Raw genomic sequence first — 19,765 nt, 5'->3', positions numbered from 1 at the left:
AGCAGCAAGATGGTCGGCACGTTCGAAAGTTAATCCGAAGCCTCCGAAGTATCCGCATAGGTGATCCAACAATATCCCATCCTCATCAATGGCACATAAATGAATGGATAGGAAGCCTTTCTTCAAAAAAACTTTAATTTCACAAGTATAAAAACGAGCCTGCATTCCGCAGGTAGGCCTGCCTAAACAGACAGGGATTCTCCCGAATCAAGTTCGGGACAAGCTATGTGACCGCTTAAAAACAAATTATAAACACATGAAATCGAGCATGACGTACCCTTCACACCGGGGTATAACTATAATTGCAAGATTCCATGTGACCGCTTAAAAACAAATTATAAACACATGAAACAAACCTTATCTACTTTCCTTCTTTTCTTCCTGCTAGTCACAGGGAGTTTGTTTGCGCAAGTGGCTGACTCCACCTATATCAAAGAAAACTATGATAAAATGGAGGTTCAGATTCCGATGCGTGATGGCGTCAAACTGTTTACTTCCATTTACATCCCAAAGGATAAATCGAAGATCTATCCCTTTTTGATGCAACGTACATGCTACAGCGTGGCCCCTTACGGAGAAAGTAATTACAAGACTAGCCTAGGCCCAAGTAGCTACCTGATGCGAGATGGGTATATTTTTGTCTACCAGGATGTTCGGGGCCGATGGATGTCTGAAGGAGAATTTACGAATATGACGCCCAACATTCCGGGAAATGACGTCAATAACAAGATGGCGGTGGATGAATCATCCGACACTTTTGATACGATAGAATGGCTATTGGAAAACATTGCTGGGCATAATGGAAGAGTCGGTCAATGGGGAATTTCTTATCCAGGATTTTACACAGCAGCAGGGCTACCCGATGCCCACCCGGCCTTAAAAGCTTCTTCACCCCAAGCTCCGATTGCAGACTTTTTCTTTGATGACTTCCATCACAATGGCGCTTTTCTTCAAAGCTATACCGCTGCCATGCCGGTTTTTGGATACCAGCATGATGGTCCCACGAGCTCTCCATGGTATATGGACAAACTTGCCCGGTTTATGAGTCAGCCGATCAGTGATGGCTATGATTTCAATCTCCGCTTGGGACCTTTGAAAAATATCACGGAGAAATACCATTACGATAATTTCTTTTGGCAGGAAATCACCGAGCATCCCAACTATGATGAATTTTGGCAAAAAAGAGCCATTCTACCTCATTTGAATGATATCGATCATGCTGTCATGACTGTGGGTGGATGGTTTGATGCAGAAGACCTTTATGGGCCTTTGAATATTTATAAAACCATCGAAAGGACGAGTCCTTCGGCTGAAAACATGCTCGTCATGGGTCCCTGGGCTCACGGACAATGGTCTCGCCCTGAAACTGGTCAGACCACGCACGGCCATATTTATTTCGGCGATAGCATCAATACTTTCTATCAAAAAGAAGTGGAGCGCAGGTTTTTTAACCATCACCTAAAAGGAGGCGACAATCCGAAACTCCCTGAAGCTCTCATGTACGATACCGGCAAAAAGGAATGGAGAGAATTTGACGCTTGGCCACCAAAAGAAATCGAACCAGCCAAACTTTATTTTGGGGAAAGGGGCCAATTATCGGTCAACAAACCTTTGGATAAAGAGGCTGTATTTGAATACATCAGTGATCCTGACAAGCCCGTTCAATACACTTCCAATACAGAGAGTCTAGTTTTTACACCAAGACTTTTTATGAGTGATGATCAGCGGGAAGCAGGACGCAGACCCGATGTGCTTACTTTTGAGACAGAGGTATTGGCTGAGGATGTGACCCTTGCAGGTGAAATCATGGCCCGATTGAAGGTATCCATGACTGGAACTGATGCTGACTTCATCGTAAAACTCATCGATGTCTATCCTCAGGATCATCCGAATTATGATCATAATCCCAAGAATGTAATCATGGGTGGCTATCAGCAGCTCGTAAGATCAGAAGTGATGCGGGGTCGATTCCGAAATAGTTTCGAGAATCCCGAGCCATTCGAACCAAACAAGCCAACCGATGTGGATTTCCGACTTCAGGATATGCTTCACACCTTCAAAAAAGGACACCGAATCATGATCCAAATCCACAGCACTTGGTTCCCCTACATCGATCGCAACCCACAGAAATATGTGGACAACATCTATGAGGCATCGGAAGAAGACTTTATAAAGTCAACGATCCGGGTATATGGCTCATCAGTAATTGAGATAGGTGGTAATCAAACCTTGGGAACCCAGTTGGAGCCCAAAAAGTAAAAAGCTACGAATCGCTTCAGTAATTTTAAAAAAATGGGGGAGGATTAATTCTTCCCCCATTCTGTATGAAAAATACCTTCTCGATCGATCCGCTCATAGGTATGCGAACCAAAGTGATCGCGCTGCGCCTGAATCAAATTGAGTGGAAGTCTGCCTGTGGTCAGGGCATCGAAATAACTGATCGAAGTCAACAAGCCAGGCATGGCTATTCCCCTTTCCAGGGCTTGACTAGCCACTCTTCGAACTGCAGGAAGTGCTGCATTCACCTTATCCACAAAACTTGGATAAAGCAAAAGATTTTCAAGTTTTGGATTTTGGCCGAAGGCCTCTGCAATATCTGCCAATAATCCCGCACGTATAATACATCCGGCACGCCAGATTTTGGCAATCTGAGAAAGATCCAACTCGTAGCCATATTCCTTGGAAGCCTCTGCAAGCTGATGCAAACCTTGCGCATAGGAGATGATAAAGGAGAAATAAAAAGCCTGTTCTGCCTGCTCAATTAACTCTTCTTTTGACAAAGCAGGAAGCTTAGGACGATCGTAAAGTGAATCGGCATCGACACGCAAAGATTTCAAAGCCGATATCTCCCGCATACTCACAGCCATATCGATCGTAGGAACTGGAATTCCTAGATCCATAGCATTTTGGGAGGTCCACTTGCCGGTCCCTTTCTGCTTGGCTTTATCCAAAATCATATCCACCAAGCGGCCTGAACCCAAATCATCCTCCTGAAGGAAAATCTCTGCAGTAATTTCTACCAAAAAGGACTGTAAACGACCTTTATTCCAAGTATCAAAAACCTCGTGCAACTCATCATTATTCAAACCTGCTCCACGATGCAGCAAGTCGTAGATCTCTGAAGTCAACTGCATCATGGCGTATTCGATGCCATTGTGAACCATTTTGACATAGTTACCAGCTGACTTGGGACCCAAGTAGGCCACGCAAGGTTCACCATGATACTTGGCTGCCACCGCTTCAAAGATCGGGCGCACATGTTCGTAAGCTTCCTTATTCCCGCCCGGCATGATACTAGGTCCTTTTCTAGCACCTTTGGCACCGCCGGAAACCCCAGAACCAAAGAAATGAATGCCCTTTTCGCTCAAATATGCATCCCGCCGATCTGTATCCGAAAAGAACGAATTCCCACCGTCAATGATGATATCGCCCTGATCAAGGTGCGGAAGTAAGTCTTCAATGACTTGATCCACAATTTTCCCTGCCGGCACGAGCAACATGATTTTGCGGGGACGCTTAAGTGATTGACAAAAAGTAGAAAGATCTTGGGTCGCATCGACACGGGAATGATCACCGCCTTCTTGCCGGAGAGCCTCTACTTTTTCAGCATCCAGATCATAGCCGAAAGCTGAAAAGCCATTGTCCTTTACATTCAAAATAAAATTCCGCCCCATTACCCCGAGACCGATCAAACCAAAATCATATTGCGTTTCTTGCATGTTTTGCGCTATTCTAAAATTCAATTAATCCTATCAATCTGCACTCAAGCTCGCTCTTTCTCACCAATTCACTTATTTTTGTGTCAGATTTCAAAATTAACCGATCTGATCAGCTTATTTGGGATTTTGAGAAAAAAACTGAATCACGACTTCTGATATTTCCCCTTTTGCAACAAAGCTCCTCCCTATGAAAAAAACACCCAACCAGATGCTAATCATTTTTGGCGCATCTGGGGATCTCACTTCAAGGAAGCTCATTCCGGCCATATACAACCTTTTTAAAGGCGGTCATTTATCCAAAAATTTCTGTGTCCTAGGAGTAAGCAGGAGCAATATGACCGACGAGGAGTTTCGGACCAAAGCCATTTTGGAAAGCCCTTTTCTTCAAAAAGAAAACAGCAAAGAAGACCCTCAAACCATGCAGGCCTTTGCTGAACAATTCCACTACCAAGACTTGGGAAGTGACTATGACCACAGCTATGACTTACTGGCCAATCGGATAGCTTCTCTGAATGAACAGCACGGCACCTCTGGGAATTACATTTTTTACCTTTCGACGCCTCCGAATCTCTATGAGGTAATCGCCAAAAACCTGTCCGAGGCAGGACTCAGCAAGGAAAAAGATGGTTTTAGACGCTTGATCGTGGAAAAGCCTTTCGGCTATGATCTCGAGTCAGCCAAAACCCTAAACGATGCGCTGCATCACTATTTCGATGAAAAGCAGGTTTATCGAATCGATCATTACTTGGGAAAAGAGACAGTGCAAAACCTGCTCGTGACCCGATTTTCCAATTCCATATTCGAGCCGCTCTGGAATCGACGCTACATTCACCATGTGGAAATAACCAATGCCGAAACGGTAGGAGTGGAAAAAAGGGGAGGCTATTACGATAAATCGGGAGCACTTCGGGATATGTTTCAGAGTCACCTATTGCAAATTGTCTCTCTGCTGGTGATGGAGCCACCCATTTCCTCCGATGCGGAGGAGATTCGGGATGAAAAAGTCAAAGCCCTCAAATCCCTCCGAATTATGAAATCGGAGGAGGAAATCGTCAAAAACACACTGAGAGGTCAGTATGTGAAAACCGAAATTGATGGAAAAACGGTCAAAGGTTACCGGGAAGAAGAAGGGGTAAATCCCGAGTCCACCACCGAAACCTACGCGGCAATCAAGTTTTTTGTGGATAACTGGCGATGGAAAGGCGTTCCTTTCTATGTTCGTACCGGAAAGGCCATGCCCACCAAGGTCACCGAGGCGGTCATTCACTTCAAGACTCCTCACCATGAAGTCTTCATGAGCCAAGACGCTTACCGCAAGGACAACAAGCTAATCATTCGAATCCAGCCCGATGAGGGGATTTTAATCAAATTCGGAGTGAAAGTTCCGGGCCTAGGATTTCATGTGGAGCAAGCGAATATGGAATTTTACTATTCCGACCTAGAGTCCGCCCAGGTCATGGATGCCTATGAGCGCCTACTGCTCGATGCCATGCAAGGTGATACTACGCTCTACGCCCGTGCCGATGAGGTGGAGGCTGCATGGCGATTTGTAGATCCCATATTGAAGTGCTGGGAAAACAATCCGGCTGTGAATACCTACGGCTATTCGGTGGGAACTTGGGGACCTCGCAATTCGGACGAATTGATCGAAGATAGCTTTGGATGGCGCAATCCCGGAGATTTGCTGACCGATGAAACAGGATTTTGTATTCTTTGCTAAACCCAAAACCCATGGAAACCCGAATTTTTGAAAATAAAGAAACTGTAGCCAAAAGCTTCTCTGACTATTTGTCCAATCTGATTGATAGTAAATCGGAGATTCATATCGCCCTTTCCGGTGGCAGTACGCCAAAAATCGTTTTTGATGAGTTGGTGGCTGAATATGGGGATAAAATCGACTGGAAAAAGGTGCATTTCTATTGGGGAGATGAGCGCTGTGTACCGCCGAGTGATTCGGAGAGTAATTTTAAAATGACTCAGGATCACCTGCTCTCAAAAATTGAAATGCCTGCAGAGAATGTGCATCGAATTCAAGGTGAAAATGATCCTAGCCAAGAAGCCAAACGCTATTCCGAGGTACTGCAAAAGCAACTGCCTGCAGAAAATGGAATGCCTCGCTTTGACTTGGTGATCTTGGGAATGGGAGACGATGGACATACGGCGTCGATTTTTCCGGATTCCATTGATCAGTGGGAAGCCAAAGACCTTTGTGTGACTGTAGCACATCCGGTATCAGGACAAATTCGAGTCTCACTGAGTGGAGAAATCATTAACCGTGCTGAGACGGTGGCTTTTTTGGTGACTGGAAAAAGCAAAGCAGAAAAGGTGCGGGAGGTGATCCAAAAAGAAGGGAATTTTGATTCCTACCCAGCCAGTTTGGTAAAGCCTGAAAGCGGAAACCTGATTTGGTTTTTGGATCAAGAAGCAGCGAGTTTGCTTTAAACTTCTTTCAGAATATTTTTATTTTATGTCTTGCTTTTGGAAAACCTTGAATAAAGAAATCGATTAAAAAATGGATTATAACAAATCCTCATAAAATTGGTATCTTACGATTATTGTGTTACCACAAACTGTTGGAAATGAAAGAAGTGAAGCTAATGGTTCCGGATGATAAGTTTGAGTTTTTCCTAAATCTTATCGAAGAGTTAGGGTATGAGATTTCAAACTTGGAAGATATTCCAGAGAGACACAAATCCATCGTCCGAAGAAGGATTGAACAATCTAAAGAAGAAGAGTTGTTGTCTTGGGAAGAGGCAAGAGAAAAATTTTTCCCTAAATCTCCAAATGAATGATTGCTACAGTATTTATTTAGACAAAGCAGCTCTTAATGATATCAGTGAGTCAGTAGATTATTATGAAAAGCAACAGAAAGGCCTTGGAGATAAATTTATTGAGGCAGTAGAGGACAAGTTTTCCATTCTTGAAAAGAATCCTTTTTTTGCCATTAGATATGACAATGTTCGCTGTGTCCCTCTCAAAACCTTTCCTTTCCTAATACACTATACCATTTCATCGCAAGAAAAAAAGTTAATTATCCGAGCTGTTTTTCATACTTCTAAGAATCCAAATTGGAGTAATAGGTAGTAAGCCAATTAAAAGATTTCAAAATTCATCCAACATTTTCGAAAGCAGGTTAATGGCAAATAGACAATTCCAAAAACTGAAGAAGTAAAGAATACCTGTTTCTAATCTAAACCGAGTCTGATCCTTTCTTTCTTTCTATGATCCTTCTTTCCGTACTCGACTTCTACAATCACATCTGGGAAGACCCCCTCTTGGATTGCCAAAATTTTGGGATTTTCTAATCCCTCCACCTTGTACAATTTACTGGCAGTATAGTAGTCTCCATCCGGTCAAATACTGATCAGAATACTAGACAAAATCTCATCCGTTCCTTCGAAATAATCAGTTGGTGTAGCCTTAGAGTCATAAATTAAAAAGGCATTGATGAATAGGGCTCTTTCAAATACTGGGTAAGACAGAAATTCGCCGCTTTGAATATTGGCAAAAAAGTAATTCGCTTTCGAATCCTCAGAAAGCTCTTTCAGTTTGACTTCTTGAGCAAAGGAAAATAATGGCAAATTAAAGGCTAATGCCAAGGTTATGGCAATGTTTTGGTTCAAGTATTTTTTAATATTCTTAGACTTATCTTACTGAGAAATGAATATGGTCTAAATCTATTTACACACTTTTCGGGATAGTGTTTTTATCTAAGGTAGATTTATTTCCTCTTCAATCCATTCTACCTTATACCTTAAGTAAACAGAGTCAACTTTCTCATAGATGTATATTTTTTCAAATGACTCATTTTTAGGCATTATATAGGTCAACCCTTCTTTGCTACCACTATCGATATGTTTTCTCCTTATACTATCTTCAATGTGTAGCAACTCTTCGATATTCATAAAATCTACATCGCTTAAATCATGTTTTTCCAATTTTACTGGTTCAGCAGATTTGGATTCAAAATGCTGTGCTTTTACAAAAAAATGAATTATTCCATCTTCATCCATTTTTTTTGAGTAGGGAAAAACTTGGTCAGATTCTAACAATAAAAGATGTGCTTCTCGCTGAATATGCCCCATAAGAACCCAAAGAATAAGCATTTGCAGTTTTATTATACTCATAACTTACACGATTTATCTCCAGAATTTTTATAACCTATAATAGTATTCACGACCCTCTGTTTTTCAGGTATGGATAGATTTTCCCATGAACTCGTATTAATTAAACCTTCCCATGCGAGATCCATATAGAATTGTCTAGAATTTTTCCCGTTGTCAAATTCTTGAATAATGTCTGCTATTAAATTTCGATAGGGGGCTGCCATTTGTTCATGTTGCCAATTTTTAAGATATCTTATATAATAGTCATAAATCTCGGGAAAGTCGTTTATAGAAATTTGATTATTTACTGATCTAACTTTTCTAAAAAGTTCTGCGTGAATTATTTCATGGGCCATTGTCCTGGCTAGCCCAAGGGTAGTTCTTTGCTCTAAGGTATTTCCATTAATACTTATTTCGATGATATATTTTTGAGCATTATTCGTAGTAGCGTTAATCGTATCTGGCATTAGAGGATCAACGTTGAACTTCAAATGAGCCACAGGAAATTCACCGTCGAATTTTTGAATGGCTTTCCTAAATCCTCCACTCAGATCCAGTAATTTTTCGTATACACGGTCTGCCTTCGTTCCAACAAAAGACGAATCCTTAATAATTTCCTCCTCCGGAAAAGGAATGCAATGATTATCCCTACAAAAATTATTGCTTTCATCATCTTCTCCGGGATTACCTGTAGGAGGAAGAGGATTAGTAGGAGTGCCACCTCCAGGAGGTGGACCCACAGGGATACCTGAAGACCCGGGCGCTCCCCCTCTATCCACGACATTACATTCAACCATCCAAACAGAGGCCATAGACTGAACACCTCAAGTTATCCTGCCTTTCCGAAAGCAGGATTTCATATTCACCGACTTAAGCAGTCCGGCTCCCGGAGAAGCAGGATAGCATCATCCTAAAATCCAGTTTTAATCCCCAAAAAGACTTCCTGTTCCAGGATTGGGCTTGATTTTTAGGTGTTGATAGGCGAGTTCGGTGGCCATTCTTCCCCGGGCAGTACGCTTCATGTAGCCCTCCTGAATCAGAAAAGGCTCATACACTTCCTCGATAGTTTCAGCTTCCTCTCCACAGGCCGTGGCGATCGTGCCTAGCCCTACGGGACCTCCCTTGAATTTCTCGATGATGGTCAGCAGGATGCGGTTATCCATCTCGTCCAGGCCATGCTCGTCCACATCCAAGGCATCCAAGGCCATCTTAGCAATATCCAAAGTGATCCTACCATCTCCCTTTACCTCAGCAAAATCCCGGGTACGGCGCAAAAGCATATTGGCAATACGCGGCGTGCCTCGGCTTCTTCGGGCGATTTCAAAGGCAGCTATTTCATCGATGGGAGTATCCAAAATTCCCGCTGACCGGGATACGATATCCGTCAGCAGCTTCGCATCATAGTACTCGAGGCGGGAGTTGATCCCAAATCTTGCCCGGAGGGGAGAAGTCAGTAGCCCCGAACGGGTAGTCGCCCCTATCAGGGTGAAGGGACTAAGTGTAATCTGCACCGAGCGGGCATTGGGGCCTGAGTCCAGCATGATATCGATGCGGAAATCCTCCATGGCCGAGTAGAGATACTCCTCCACGATGGGATTGAGTCGGTGGATCTCATCGATAAAAAGTACATCTCCCTCCTCCAGATTGGTCAGCAAACCCGCCAAATCCGATGGCTTGTCTAGCACCGGACCTGAAGTAATTTTAATCCCTGCCTGAAGTTCATTGGCAATGATGTGACTGAGGGTAGTTTTTCCTAATCCAGGAGGTCCATGCAAGAGAACATGATCCAGCGGTTCGCTCCGCTTTTTTGCTGCCAAAACAAACACCTTGAGATTCTCCACAATCTTGGCCTGCCCGGTAAAATCCTCAAAACTCAAAGGACGTAATGCCCGCTCAAATTCTTGATCCTTGGGGCTTAGGCTTTCTTCGTCTCCGCTCAGGTAATCTTCTCTCATGGTTTTGCTTTGACACAAATATAGGGATTCTACAAGTCGCTAATTATTTGATTTAGCGATTTTCGTGTTTTATAGATGGAAGCGGGAAGTATGTAGCGGGAAGCCATTGAGATTCATTCGAGAATTGACTTGGGAACAAACCAGCCTTTCATACCTTTTAATTTATGATAGATTTTATCCACAAGCTGAAAATTGAGCTAAATTTGGATCTCTTAAGAAAACAGATAGATTTTACAATTAGGAGGAAAATTGGTTGAAAATCCGGATGGAAGTTCAGGTTATGCAAACAACGGACATCGGTCATCTTTCATCGGACTTTTAAGGCTGATTTGTAAAGCTCGGTAATTGAGATTACCCCACAATCACATCAATAAACTATGCGATCCAATCAACAAAAAAATATCATTTACTCCCTGGTACTTCTCTTGATGGTATTGGCGGTTTATCTCTGGAGAAATCGTGGCCAAGAAGAATCGGAGTCTGTACAGGAAACGGTTTATGAAGGTCGGATTTCCATTTCCGGACAAACCATGGGAACCAGTTATCAAATCAGCTATTTGGATACCAAAGGGAGAGATTTGAAGTTTTCCGTGGACTCCCTGCTCCTTGTTTTCAACCAAAGTTTATCCACCTATATCCCAGACTCCGAGATCAGCCGCTTCAACCAGCAAGACAGCCTGGTTTTTGACCTGCCTTATTTTCCTCAGGTACTGAAGGCTTCCAAAGATATTTTCCAAAAAACAGATGGAGCATTTGATCCTACAGTTGGACCCTTGGTCAATGTGTGGGGTTTTGGTCCGGATGGTCCTAGTCTCAAAGACTCCGTAGAAATCCGGGATCTTCTGAAGCTGGTAGGTTTTGACAAAGTCATCTTTGATGAACAACTGGTGAGAAAGACTGTCAGCGGTCTCTATTTGGACTTTTCAGCAATAGCCAAGGGTCAGGGAGTGGATGTAGTATCCGATTTTTTGGAAGAAAAAGGCATCAGTGATTTTTTGGTGGAAATCGGAGGAGAATTGGTGGCTAAAGGCGTCAATGATCGGGGGGAGATCTGGAAAGTAGGCATCAACCGACCCGAGGAGTCAGCCACCGCATCAGATCTGTATTCCATCATTGCATTGGATGACCAAGCGATGGCTACATCAGGCAATTATCGAAACTTCTACGTACAGGACTCGGTGAAAATATCCCACACGATTGATCCAAAGACAGGCTATCCCGTTCGGCACAATTTACTTTCGGCTACTGTCGTAGGGCCTGATTGTATGACCGCCGATGCCTACGCTACAGCTATGATGGTCATGGGACTGGAAAAAGCTATTGCTCTCGATGAAGAGACTGAGGAGATCAAAGTATTTTTGATTTATAGTGACTCAAATGGTGAATATCAATTTCATGTAAGTGAAGGGCTTAAGCCATACTTATCCTTTCCTACCAACTGATAAGAGGAAATAAATGCAACATTATTGAATTTTCTTACCTTTGCCATGGTTTTCAAACATGGCCGGATAAAACTGGCCCTGTCCCGACATGGTATTAAACTTTATTCTTCTTTTTTTCACAGTACTCCTGGCTGGCTCATTGGTGTTTTTTGCGCCTAGTTGGAAGGATAAATATTTCAAACTTTTCCTTGTATTTGCAGGATCTTATCTTTTCTCGATCACGATTTTACATATCATTCCGGAGCTATTTGACAGTGGCTTTGACAGTGCCAAAATGGGGCTTTATATCCTGATTGGCTTTCTCCTACAGCAGATTCTGGAGTTTCTATCGAGTGGTATCGAGCATGGTCATATCCATTTGCCGCATGGCCCAAAGTCCAAAGGCGTTTTGACCGTGATGCTGGGATTGTTTATTCATGCATTTCTGGAAGGCACACTTCTTTCTCATGGTACTTTGATGGGCGAAACGGATACACACATCGGGCATGCGCATAGTGAAAATACGCTTTTACTGGGTATTATCCTGCATAAAGGTCCTGCAGCTTTTGCCTTAGCGGCTGTAATATCTCAAGTCTTAAGTAAGCGATGGACCTTGATTTTACTGGTGATATTTGCCTTAGCATCTCCACTGGGTATGATTTCGAGCTCGCTTATTTTCCAATCAGGAATTTTGGAAAAAGAGTGGATTGGAGTACTCTATGGCTTGGTCTCAGGAGGATTCTTGCATATATCCACCACCATTTTCTTTGAAAGTAGCCCTCATCACAAATTACAACTCAATAAACTCTTGGTCAGCTTTCTGGCGGCAGGTTTAGCAATTATTTCAGAGTTTTTGATTTGAGATTAAAAATATTGAAATACGGAATCATGCCCGTATCCTAAATCTCTTTTGAAATCAAGCTGGAAGTAGGAAGAAAGAAGATCGAAGTATTCGACTTTTTCATATCAACACTTGTTTTAAACCGTTTAGCTTTAATATTGGCAGGAGAGCGAATAATCATTTTTTAGAAAGATTCGACTAGATATAAGTCTCAATTGCCAAATTTCTTTCTGTTTTGGATTGATTTTTCTATTTGAAAATGAATATTTGCTAAATAAATATAGTTTCGCTAATTTTCTATAGCTCATTATGAAAATGAAATATGGAAAAGCCCTTTTGCCCCAAATGCAATCATCCTAAAGTAGTAAAAAGTGGAATTGTAGGCGGTAGACAACGATTCAAATGCAAAAAATGCAATTATCACTTTTCGGTGAATAAAATCGGGAAAGGTATTGATTCCTATTATGTAGTCAAGGCGCTACAGCTATATGTGGAAGGAATCTCTTTTCGGGAAATCGAAAGAATATTAGGTGTGAGTCATGTATCTGTCATGAACTGGGTCAGGCAATACAAGATCAAAGCCCCTGAGCAATATGACTATCGACCTACCTATAAGGTGCTCAGCCATGAAGAATTAGTGAAATTCATGACTAAAAAGGAAAATCTCCAAGGGTCAGGAATGCTGCTCACAGAGTTGGGTGATAAGTTTATGATGATCAAATGGGAGCGATTTAAAAATAGCTAAACAAATAATATTTGGGTAGCTATATTTTTTTAGCAAAAAAAGACATCTGTTTTTTGATTTGAAATCCAACTCCACATCTTGAGTCACCTCTTTTCTACAGGCCTGGAAAAGAGGCACCTATAACCCAGATAACCATGAAAAACAATGTCACCGTGCTTTTGAGCATGTGTGGAGTCCTTTTATTAGGGATGCCCACCTATGCCCAAAAACGAACCCAAGAAACCGAAAGGCCTAAAAAAGCAAACCAGGATTTTGTAGACCATACCTACAAACCCCTCACGTTGAAGCTCAATGATGACGGATCAAAATATATCCGCTTCCTACTCTGGAATCAAATGTGGGCACGAGTCATCCAAAACAATCCTGGAACCCTCGATGTAGCCGGAAACCCACAATCCACTACAGCGGATATTGGCATTCGAAGAGCGAGAGTTCTTGCTTATGCAGAAATCTCCCCTCGCTTTCTGATCCTAAGTCATTTTGGCATCAATAATCAAACCTTTACCAATGGGGGAATTCCCGGAGGAGGACTGACAGGTAATCCAGGGAGCAATCCTGTGACAGTGGATCCTGAAACAGGTTTGGGCACTGCCTCAGGTATGTCCGCCAAAAAACCTCAGCTTTTCTTTCACGACGTATGGACAGAGTTTAAAGTCACCAATGAACTCTATCTCGGGATGGGCCTCCACTACTGGAATGGAATCTCAAGAATGACCAGTCATAGTACGCTTAACTTTATGGCTGTCGATGCGCCGATTTTCAATTGGCCGCTAATCGAACTTACGGATCAATTTGCGAGACAGTTTGGCTTCTATGCGAAAGGAATGCTCGGTAAGCTCAACTACCGAATGGCTCTCAACAAACCATTTTCTGTGGGAGCTGGAGGCAGATACGACGAAGCTACTTCACGCCCAATAGCTGCTAATGTGATCAATGATCATTGGGCTACTCAAGGCTACTTTGACTATCAGTTTTGGGATAAAGAAAATAACAAGCTCCCCTATTTTGTTGGCACTTACTTGGGAACAAAACGAGTATTCAATTTGGGTTTTGGCTGGCATCATCATAGCGATGCGACTAGCTCAAAAAACGCTGCCGGAGATACTCAAAACCACGCTATTTCACTATTTGGGCTTGACGCTTTTTTAGACATGCCTCTCAATAAGGCAACAGGAACTGCGCTCACCCTTTACTCAGTCTATTATCACTATGATTTCGGTCCCAATTATATCCGAAATGTAGGAATCATGAATGTGGGCTATGGACGTGGAAGTAGCCAAAATGGCCCTGGAAATGCCCAACCCATGATTGGAACAGGGCAAATATTCTACACGCAGGGAGGCTTCCTTTTACCTGAAAATATCTTAGGAGACAAAGGAAAATTACAGCCATTCGGAGCGATCACCCACAAGAATTTTGAATACTTTGAGGAAGGGAATTGGCAATATGACCTCGGCATGAACTACTACATCAATGCACATCAAGCCAAAATCACCTTCCAGTACAGTCAGCGCCCTATTTTCGACAATTTCAGAAGATCAGGTTCTGCCGGTGAATTCATTTTGCAGACACAAATATTTCTCTAAACCCAATAACCATGACAGAAAACAAATTCAGTAAAGAAGCCTACTGGAAGAAAAACCTCAAACTCCTGGGGATTCTCCTCCTCATCTGGTTTACCGTTTCATTCGGATTCGGAATCCTACTTGTCGATCAGCTAAACGCCATCAAAATCGGAGGATTTAAACTCGGTTTTTGGTTTGCCCAGCAGGGCTCTATTTATGCCTTTGTGCTTTTGATTTTTGTATATGTGTACAAGATGAATAAGCTCGACAAGGAATTTGATGTAAACGAAGAATAAGCCCCTAAACCCCAAATAACATGGATATTTTAACTTGGACCTATATTCTAGTGGGCTTATCATTTGCCCTCTATATCGGAATCGCCATTTACACGAGAGCAGGTTCCACCAAAGAATTTTATACGGCAGGAGGCGGAGTCTCGCCTTTGGCCAATGGAATGGCTACAGCAGCCGATTGGATGTCTGCTGCCTCATTTATTTCGATGGCTGGATTGATTGCATTTTCTGGCTATGATGGATCCGTTTACCTGATGGGTTGGACGGGAGGCTATGTACTTTTGGCACTATTACTTGCTCCATACCTGAGAAAATTCGGAAAGTTTACCGTACCTGACTTTGTCGGAGACCGATACTATTCCAACAAAGCGCGAGTAGTCGCAGTCATCTGTGCACTTTTCATATCCTTTACTTATGTCGCTGGACAGATGCGGGGAGTAGGGATTGTCTTTTCAAGATACTTGGAAGTTCCCATCGAATGGGGTGTAGTCATCGGGATGTGTATCGTCTTTTTCTATGCAGTGCTTGGAGGGATGAAAGGGATCACCTACACACAGGTCGCCCAATATTGTGTGTTGATCTTCGCATTCATGGTCCCTGCCATCTTCGTCTCCATGCAATTGACCAGCAACCCAATTCCACAATTAGGCTTGGGTAGCACAGTCGCAGATGGTACTTACCTTTTGGACAAATTAGACGGAGTCTTGGGTGATTTGGGCTTTGCCGAATACACTTCTGGAAGGAAAAGCACAATTGACATCTTTGCGATTACCCTTGCACTCATGGTAGGAACGGCTGGTCTTCCACACGTAATTGTAAGGTTTTTTACCGTCCCAAGGGTGAAAGACGCAAGACTTTCAGCTGGTTATGCCTTGGTATTCATCGCTATATTATACACCACAGCTCCCGCAGTAGCAGCTTTTGGAATATATAATGCTTTAGATTCGGTGGCTGAAAAGCCTATGGACAATCTTCCCGAATGGGTCGGTAATTGGCAAAAAACCAATTTGATTGCGATCGATGATAAAAACCAAGACGGAATTGTCCAATATGCTGCTGATCCGGCCACTAACGAACTCAGCATAGACAAGGATATTATGGTCCTTGCCAGTCCTGAGATTGCCGAGCTCCCCAATTGGGTAATCGGACTCGTGGCAGCCGGTGGAATGGCAGCTGCACTGTCGACTGCAGCTGGGCTTCTCCTAGTTATATCTACTTCTGTATCACGGGATCTTTTCCGCACCTTCAAGCCAGATATGACCGAAAAGCGTGAGCTTTTGATTGCACGTATTTCTGCTGCGGGAGCGGTTGTATTGGCCGGCTATTTTGGAGTGAACCCTCCTGGATTTGTCGCCGAAGTGGTAGCTTTTGCTTTTGGATTGGCAGCCTCATCTTTCTTCCCGGTAATCATCATGGGAATCTTCTCCACCAAAATTAACAAGGAAGGAGCTATTGCAGGAATGGTCTCAGGTTTACTTTTCACCCTAATCTACATCGTTTATTTCAAGTTTGGAGTGACTTTATTTGGACTTAGTCCCGAAGCAGTTTCTGCGGATAATTATCTATTTGGTATTTCTCCTGAAGGAATTGGTACGGTGGGAATGGTTCTCAACTTCCTGATCTGCTTTGGTGTATCCAAATTCACACCAGCTCCGCCTCAGGATGTACAGGACATGATTCAGGAAATCCGTATTCCTCGCGGTGCGGGTGAGGCACACGACCATTAATCTTAAAAAAGAGAAAGCCGGAGGAATACCCGTGCTTTCTCTTCTTTTAACCTCCCAAAAGGATTATCTTAAGTGTTTGATTTGACCCAAAAACCATGAAGGAAGAACGGAAAAAGCAGTTTCTCTGGGCTATTTTTATTTTTGCCCTTTTCCTACTGAACTATCCGGTGCTGGCGATTTATGACATCCCCGAGCGCTGGCTGGGCATACCTTTATTGTATTTGATGGTCTTCGGAATTTGGCTTTTTCTAATCATAGCCATGGTAATCTTCCTTCGAAAGTCGAATTCAAAAGCGAATGTTTAGTAATCTGCTGATCATATCGTTCACCTTCGGATACTTGGCACTGTTATTTGCCATTGCATGGTTTTCGGAGAAAAAAGCCAAAACCGGCCGCAAGCTCTCCAATCATCCTGCAATCTATGCCTTGAGTCTGGCCGTATATTGTACTGCTTGGACCTACTATGGATCGGTGGGAAGAGCAGCTACTCACGGACTGGATTTTTTGACCATTTACATAGGGCCAAGCCTGGCAGCACCACTTTGGTGGATCGTCTTGAGGAAGATTATCCGCATCTCCAAAGTCCAAAATATCTCTTCCATCGCTGACTTCATTGCCAGTCGCTATGGCAAAAATGTCACTCTGGGAGGAATGGTCACTATTTTGAGTTTGGTGGGGATTTTACCTTATATCGCCATTCAGATTAAGGCGGTTTCCTCTTCCTTTCAGATGCTACAGGATTCACAGAGTTTCGATTTGGCGCTGGGAATTCCTTTTTTCCAAGACACAGCCTTCTATTTATCCTTGGTCTTGGCGGCCTTTACCATCCTGTTTGGCACACGGGCAATCGAGGCTACCGCCAAACATGAAGGAATGGTTATGGCAGTAGCATTCGAGTCTGTCTTTAAACTCATCGCATTCTTGGCAGTAGGGGTTTTTGTTAGCTTTTTCGTTTTTGAAGGTTTTGGGGATCTCTTCAATCAAAGTGCTCAGCAAGGTCTTGATAGCCTATTCACTCTTCAAGGTGAAAATGGTGCCATGGAGTGGTTTCTGATGGGTCTGCTGTCCATGATGGCGGTTTTATTTCTGCCGAGGCAATTTCAAATGGGAGTCATCGAAAACACGAGTGAAAAGCATATCGATACGGCGATGTGGCTTTTCCCACTCTACCTCCTTTTGATCAATCTATTTGTCCTCCCCATCGCATTCGGTGGCATGGTGTATTTTCCAGAGGGCTTGTTTCAGTCGGATACTTTTGTACTGGCTTTTCCACTAGCCTTGGGCGAAAAGTGGCTAGCCATCCTAGTTTATCTCGGTGGATTCTCGGCTGCAACCGGAATGATTATAGTATCTACCATAGCCCTGAGTACCATGATCAGTAATTATCTGGTAATGCCGATTTTACTTTCCTTTCCTGGATTTCAGAAAAGGAATCAACACCGCTTGGGACAAATCTTACTTTTTTCCAGAAGACTATCCATCCTTCTGGTCATACTTGCCGCCTATTCATATTATCATCAAGTCGCAGCACAATTCACTTTGGTCTCCATTGGCCTTATTTCTTTTGTAGCCATAGCCCAATTCGCCCCTGCCCTTATCGGTGGAATCTACTGGAAGCAGGCTAGCAGAAGAGGGGCTCAAACAGGAATTTTGGTTGGTTTTGCTATTTGGTTTTACACCTTGGTCTTACCAACTATGGTGAATGTGGGATACTTTTCGGAAAGCCTTCTACAGCATGGCCCATTTGGCTTGAGTTTTTTAAGGCCTGAGGCGCTTTTGGGCCTTTCGGATCTGAGTTACATTTCTCATGGACTTTTTTTCAGCTTGGCAATGAATATTTTCTGCTTCGTAGGAGTCAGCCTTTTTACTATTCAAAGCTCAAAAGAGCACAATCAAGCCGTTGTGTTCGTGGATATTTTCCGACTCAGTAAGTCTATGGATTCGTCAGTAGTCTGGAAAGGACAAGCATATTTACTGGATTTGAAAACACTCTTGACCAATTTTCTCGGGGAAAAGAAAACAGCCAAAGCCTTCAAAGAATTCACTGCAAGCACAGGAAAACGACTGGATGAAAAGGCCTTGGCCGATCCTGAATTTGTCAATTATTCAGAGCGTCTTCTGAGTGGCGTCATCGGTGCGGCTTCCGCCCGAATATTGGTTGCATCCGTTGTCAAAGAGGAGGAAATCCGAATGGAAGAGGTCTTGGATATTCTCAAGGAATCCAGCGAAATCAAGGCTCTCAACAAAGAGCTTGAAGCAAAAAGCCGAGAACTCAAAAAGGCCTCTAAAAAGCTTCAGGAATTGATCCAAAAACTTCAAATCAATGATCTACTGAAGGACGAATTTATCTCTACCGTGACCCATGAGATGAAAACACCCATCACATCCATTCGGGCATTTTCGGAGATAATAAAAGAAGATGAGCTACCAGAAGAAGAGCGTAATCGATTTTTGGAAATAATCATTCAGGAAACTGAGCGGATGAGCCGATTGATCGATCAAGTGCTGGATTTGGAGCGTTTCGACTCAGGAAAGCAGAAAATGAATCTCCGGGAAGTTGATCTACTTGAACTTATCAGAGAATCTGCAGAATCAATCCGCCAAGTGATGGTAGAAAAAGGATTGAAGTTTGAGCTTCAGCTAGCTGAAAGCATAAAAAAGCAAAACTTGGACCCAGACCGAATCAAGCAAGTTTTGCTGAATTTACTTTCCAATGCATCAAAATTTGCCCGCTCTGAGGTAAAAATCAAAGCTCAATTTGAAGGCAATTCTTGGACGATTTCGGTTTGGGATGATGGCCCGGGTATTCCCTCAGAGGAGATCCCTTACATCTTTGATAAGTTTTTTCAAGCCAGAAATCAAAACAGTAAGAAGCCGGTGGGAAGTGGGCTGGGCTTGGCTATTTCCAAAAAAATCATTGAATCCCATCAGGGAGAACTAAGCGTTGATCGAAAAAATGAATGGACCTACTTTGAGATCAAGCTGCCGATTTTGATTACTAAACCACAAGAAAAACTGACCCAAACACTATGAGTAAGATATTAATCGTCGATGACGAACCAAATATTCTCCTGTCACTGGAATACCTCTTAAAAAAAGATGGACATCGCGTTTTTATCGCTCGTGATGGAGAAGAGGCCATTGGCATAGTGGACAAGGATTCCCCAAGTCTGGTAATTTTGGATATTATGATGCCCAAAGTGGACGGCTATGAGGTCTGTAAATACATCAAGAATCAGGACCCATCTGTCAAAGTGATCTTTCTTTCTGCAAAAAGTAAGGAGCAAGATATTCAGAAGGGATTGGCTATCGGAGCGGATTTGTATTTGACCAAACCCTTTGTCAATAAAGACTTGGTAGCAAAAGTAAAAGCAATATTGAACTAATTAAATA

General features: G+C 42.9%; 19 protein-coding genes. 14 read left to right on the top strand and 5 right to left on the bottom strand.

What is annotated here, in order from left to right:
- Positions 1–345: 345 nt before the first annotated feature.
- Positions 346–2,259 carry a CocE/NonD family hydrolase gene (locus G457_RS21320; protein ID WP_035483580.1) on the top strand — a complete coding sequence of 638 codons (1,914 nt, stop codon included), beginning with the start codon at positions 346–348 and terminating at the stop codon, positions 2,257–2,259.
- A gap of 44 nt (positions 2,260–2,303) precedes the next feature.
- On the opposite strand, the gene gndA is transcribed toward G457_RS21320, so the two are convergent.
- On the bottom strand, positions 2,304–3,719 hold the full coding sequence (gene gndA / locus G457_RS0109735) for an NADP-dependent phosphogluconate dehydrogenase (protein WP_026946310.1): 1,416 nt from the start codon (positions 3,717–3,719) through the stop codon (positions 2,304–2,306).
- Positions 3,720–3,906: 187 nt separating this feature from the next.
- Here gndA and zwf point away from each other — a divergent pair, with 187 nt between their 5' ends.
- The 4 genes from zwf to G457_RS0109710 all read left to right on the top strand — a co-directional run bounded on the left by zwf (position 3,907) and on the right by G457_RS0109710 (position 6,803).
- On the top strand, positions 3,907–5,439 hold the full coding sequence (zwf, locus tag G457_RS0109725; RefSeq protein ID WP_026946309.1) for a glucose-6-phosphate dehydrogenase: 1,533 nt from the start codon (positions 3,907–3,909) through the stop codon (positions 5,437–5,439).
- A gap of 11 nt (positions 5,440–5,450) precedes the next feature.
- Positions 5,451–6,161 (top strand): 6-phosphogluconolactonase, encoded by a 711-nt coding sequence (gene pgl / locus G457_RS0109720; RefSeq protein WP_026946308.1) that lies wholly within the window; start codon positions 5,451–5,453, stop codon positions 6,159–6,161.
- Positions 6,162–6,298: 137 nt separating this feature from the next.
- On the top strand, positions 6,299–6,511 hold the full coding sequence (locus tag G457_RS0109715; RefSeq protein ID WP_035483579.1) for a hypothetical protein: 213 nt from the start codon (positions 6,299–6,301) through the stop codon (positions 6,509–6,511).
- A complete protein-coding gene (locus G457_RS0109710; protein WP_026946306.1) occupies positions 6,504–6,803 on the top strand; it encodes a type II toxin-antitoxin system RelE/ParE family toxin in 300 nt (99 codons plus the stop codon). Before G457_RS0109715 ends, G457_RS0109710 begins: the two co-directional genes overlap by 8 nt.
- A 269-nt stretch (positions 6,804–7,072) precedes the next feature.
- Here the strand turns inward: G457_RS0109710 and G457_RS0109700 are convergent, their stop codons facing one another.
- The 4 genes from G457_RS0109700 to ruvB all read right to left on the bottom strand — a co-directional run bounded on the left by G457_RS0109700 (position 7,073) and on the right by ruvB (position 9,780).
- Positions 7,073–7,342 (bottom strand): hypothetical protein, encoded by a 270-nt coding sequence (locus G457_RS0109700; protein ID WP_026946305.1) that lies wholly within the window; start codon positions 7,340–7,342, stop codon positions 7,073–7,075.
- 87 nt (positions 7,343–7,429) lie between these two features.
- Positions 7,430–7,846, bottom strand: a complete 417-nt coding sequence (locus G457_RS0109695) for a hypothetical protein (protein ID WP_026946304.1) — start codon at positions 7,844–7,846, stop codon at positions 7,430–7,432.
- A complete protein-coding gene (locus G457_RS0109690; protein WP_026946303.1) occupies positions 7,843–8,637 on the bottom strand; it encodes a hypothetical protein in 795 nt (264 codons plus the stop codon). The genes G457_RS0109695 and G457_RS0109690 overlap by 4 nt, the downstream gene beginning before the upstream one ends.
- Before the next feature lie 111 nt (positions 8,638–8,748).
- On the bottom strand, positions 8,749–9,780 hold the full coding sequence (ruvB, locus tag G457_RS0109685; RefSeq protein WP_026946302.1) for a Holliday junction branch migration DNA helicase RuvB: 1,032 nt from the start codon (positions 9,778–9,780) through the stop codon (positions 8,749–8,751).
- A 377-nt stretch (positions 9,781–10,157) separates the two neighbouring features.
- Between ruvB and G457_RS0109675 the strand changes: the two genes are divergently transcribed.
- From G457_RS0109675 to G457_RS0109635, 9 genes are all read left to right on the top strand, one after another.
- Positions 10,158–11,222: an FAD:protein FMN transferase gene (locus G457_RS0109675; RefSeq protein WP_026946301.1), complete on the top strand. Its 1,065-nt coding sequence runs from the start codon at positions 10,158–10,160 to the stop codon at positions 11,220–11,222.
- Between the two features lie 88 nt (positions 11,223–11,310).
- Entirely contained in the window at positions 11,311–12,063 is a 753-nt protein-coding gene (locus G457_RS0109670) for a ZIP family metal transporter (protein WP_026946300.1), read from the top strand.
- 301 nt (positions 12,064–12,364) lie between these two features.
- Complete coding sequence (locus G457_RS0109665; protein WP_026946299.1) at positions 12,365–12,787, top strand: IS1/IS1595 family N-terminal zinc-binding domain-containing protein; 423 nt, start codon at positions 12,365–12,367, stop codon at positions 12,785–12,787.
- 188 nt (positions 12,788–12,975) lie between these two features.
- Positions 12,976–14,373, top strand: a complete 1,398-nt coding sequence (locus G457_RS0109660) for a porin (RefSeq protein ID WP_394373340.1) — start codon at positions 12,976–12,978, stop codon at positions 14,371–14,373.
- 11 nt (positions 14,374–14,384) lie between these two features.
- Positions 14,385–14,648: a DUF4212 domain-containing protein gene (locus G457_RS0109655; RefSeq protein WP_024284321.1), complete on the top strand. Its 264-nt coding sequence runs from the start codon at positions 14,385–14,387 to the stop codon at positions 14,646–14,648.
- Between the two features lie 20 nt (positions 14,649–14,668).
- Positions 14,669–16,372 (top strand): sodium:solute symporter family protein, encoded by a 1,704-nt coding sequence (locus tag G457_RS0109650; protein WP_026946297.1) that lies wholly within the window; start codon positions 14,669–14,671, stop codon positions 16,370–16,372.
- A 95-nt stretch (positions 16,373–16,467) separates the two neighbouring features.
- Positions 16,468–16,677: a hypothetical protein gene (locus tag G457_RS0109645; RefSeq protein WP_026946296.1), complete on the top strand. Its 210-nt coding sequence runs from the start codon at positions 16,468–16,470 to the stop codon at positions 16,675–16,677.
- Entirely contained in the window at positions 16,670–19,405 is a 2,736-nt protein-coding gene (locus G457_RS0109640; RefSeq protein WP_026946295.1) for a sensor histidine kinase, read from the top strand. Before G457_RS0109645 ends, G457_RS0109640 begins: the two co-directional genes overlap by 8 nt.
- Entirely contained in the window at positions 19,402–19,758 is a 357-nt protein-coding gene (locus G457_RS0109635; RefSeq protein ID WP_026946294.1) for a response regulator transcription factor, read from the top strand. Before G457_RS0109640 ends, G457_RS0109635 begins: the two co-directional genes overlap by 4 nt.
- Positions 19,759–19,765: the final 7 nt, after the last annotated feature.

Origin of the sequence: Algoriphagus marincola DSM 16067, assembly GCF_000429405.1 — a bacterium.
GTDB lineage: Bacteria > Bacteroidota > Bacteroidia > Cytophagales > Cyclobacteriaceae > Algoriphagus > Algoriphagus marincola.
The sequence above is the reverse complement of the archived record's forward strand: the minus strand, read 5'-3'. Positions and strand labels throughout refer to the sequence as shown.

Bases quoted from the DNA above. Each gene is read 5' to 3' on its own strand.
- G457_RS0109670 (WP_026946300.1), top strand. From the start codon at position 11,311: ATGGTATTAAACTTTATTCTTCTTTTTTTCACAGTACTCCTGGCTGGC.
- G457_RS21320 (WP_035483580.1), top strand. From the start codon at position 346: ATGAAACAAACCTTATCTACTTTCCTTCTTTTCTTCCTGCTAGTCACA.
- zwf (WP_026946309.1), top strand. From the start codon at position 3,907: ATGAAAAAAACACCCAACCAGATGCTAATCATTTTTGGCGCATCTGGG.
- ruvB (WP_026946302.1), bottom strand. From the start codon at position 9,780: ATGAGAGAAGATTACCTGAGCGGAGACGAAGAAAGCCTAAGCCCCAAG.
- G457_RS0109635 (WP_026946294.1), top strand. From the start codon at position 19,402: ATGAGTAAGATATTAATCGTCGATGACGAACCAAATATTCTCCTGTCA.
- G457_RS0109655 (WP_024284321.1), top strand. From the start codon at position 14,385: ATGACAGAAAACAAATTCAGTAAAGAAGCCTACTGGAAGAAAAACCTC.
- G457_RS0109665 (WP_026946299.1), top strand. From the start codon at position 12,365: ATGGAAAAGCCCTTTTGCCCCAAATGCAATCATCCTAAAGTAGTAAAA.
- G457_RS0109675 (WP_026946301.1), top strand. From the start codon at position 10,158: ATGCGATCCAATCAACAAAAAAATATCATTTACTCCCTGGTACTTCTC.
- G457_RS0109710 (WP_026946306.1), top strand. From the start codon at position 6,504: ATGAATGATTGCTACAGTATTTATTTAGACAAAGCAGCTCTTAATGAT.
- G457_RS0109660 (WP_394373340.1), top strand. From the start codon at position 12,976: ATGCCCACCTATGCCCAAAAACGAACCCAAGAAACCGAAAGGCCTAAA.
- G457_RS0109650 (WP_026946297.1), top strand. From the start codon at position 14,669: ATGGATATTTTAACTTGGACCTATATTCTAGTGGGCTTATCATTTGCC.
- gndA (WP_026946310.1), bottom strand. From the start codon at position 3,719: ATGCAAGAAACGCAATATGATTTTGGTTTGATCGGTCTCGGGGTAATG.
- G457_RS0109695 (WP_026946304.1), bottom strand. From the start codon at position 7,846: ATGAGTATAATAAAACTGCAAATGCTTATTCTTTGGGTTCTTATGGGG.
- G457_RS0109690 (WP_026946303.1), bottom strand. From the start codon at position 8,637: ATGGCCTCTGTTTGGATGGTTGAATGTAATGTCGTGGATAGAGGGGGA.
- pgl (WP_026946308.1), top strand. From the start codon at position 5,451: ATGGAAACCCGAATTTTTGAAAATAAAGAAACTGTAGCCAAAAGCTTC.
- G457_RS0109715 (WP_035483579.1), top strand. From the start codon at position 6,299: ATGAAAGAAGTGAAGCTAATGGTTCCGGATGATAAGTTTGAGTTTTTC.
- G457_RS0109640 (WP_026946295.1), top strand. From the start codon at position 16,670: ATGTTTAGTAATCTGCTGATCATATCGTTCACCTTCGGATACTTGGCA.
- G457_RS0109645 (WP_026946296.1), top strand. From the start codon at position 16,468: ATGAAGGAAGAACGGAAAAAGCAGTTTCTCTGGGCTATTTTTATTTTT.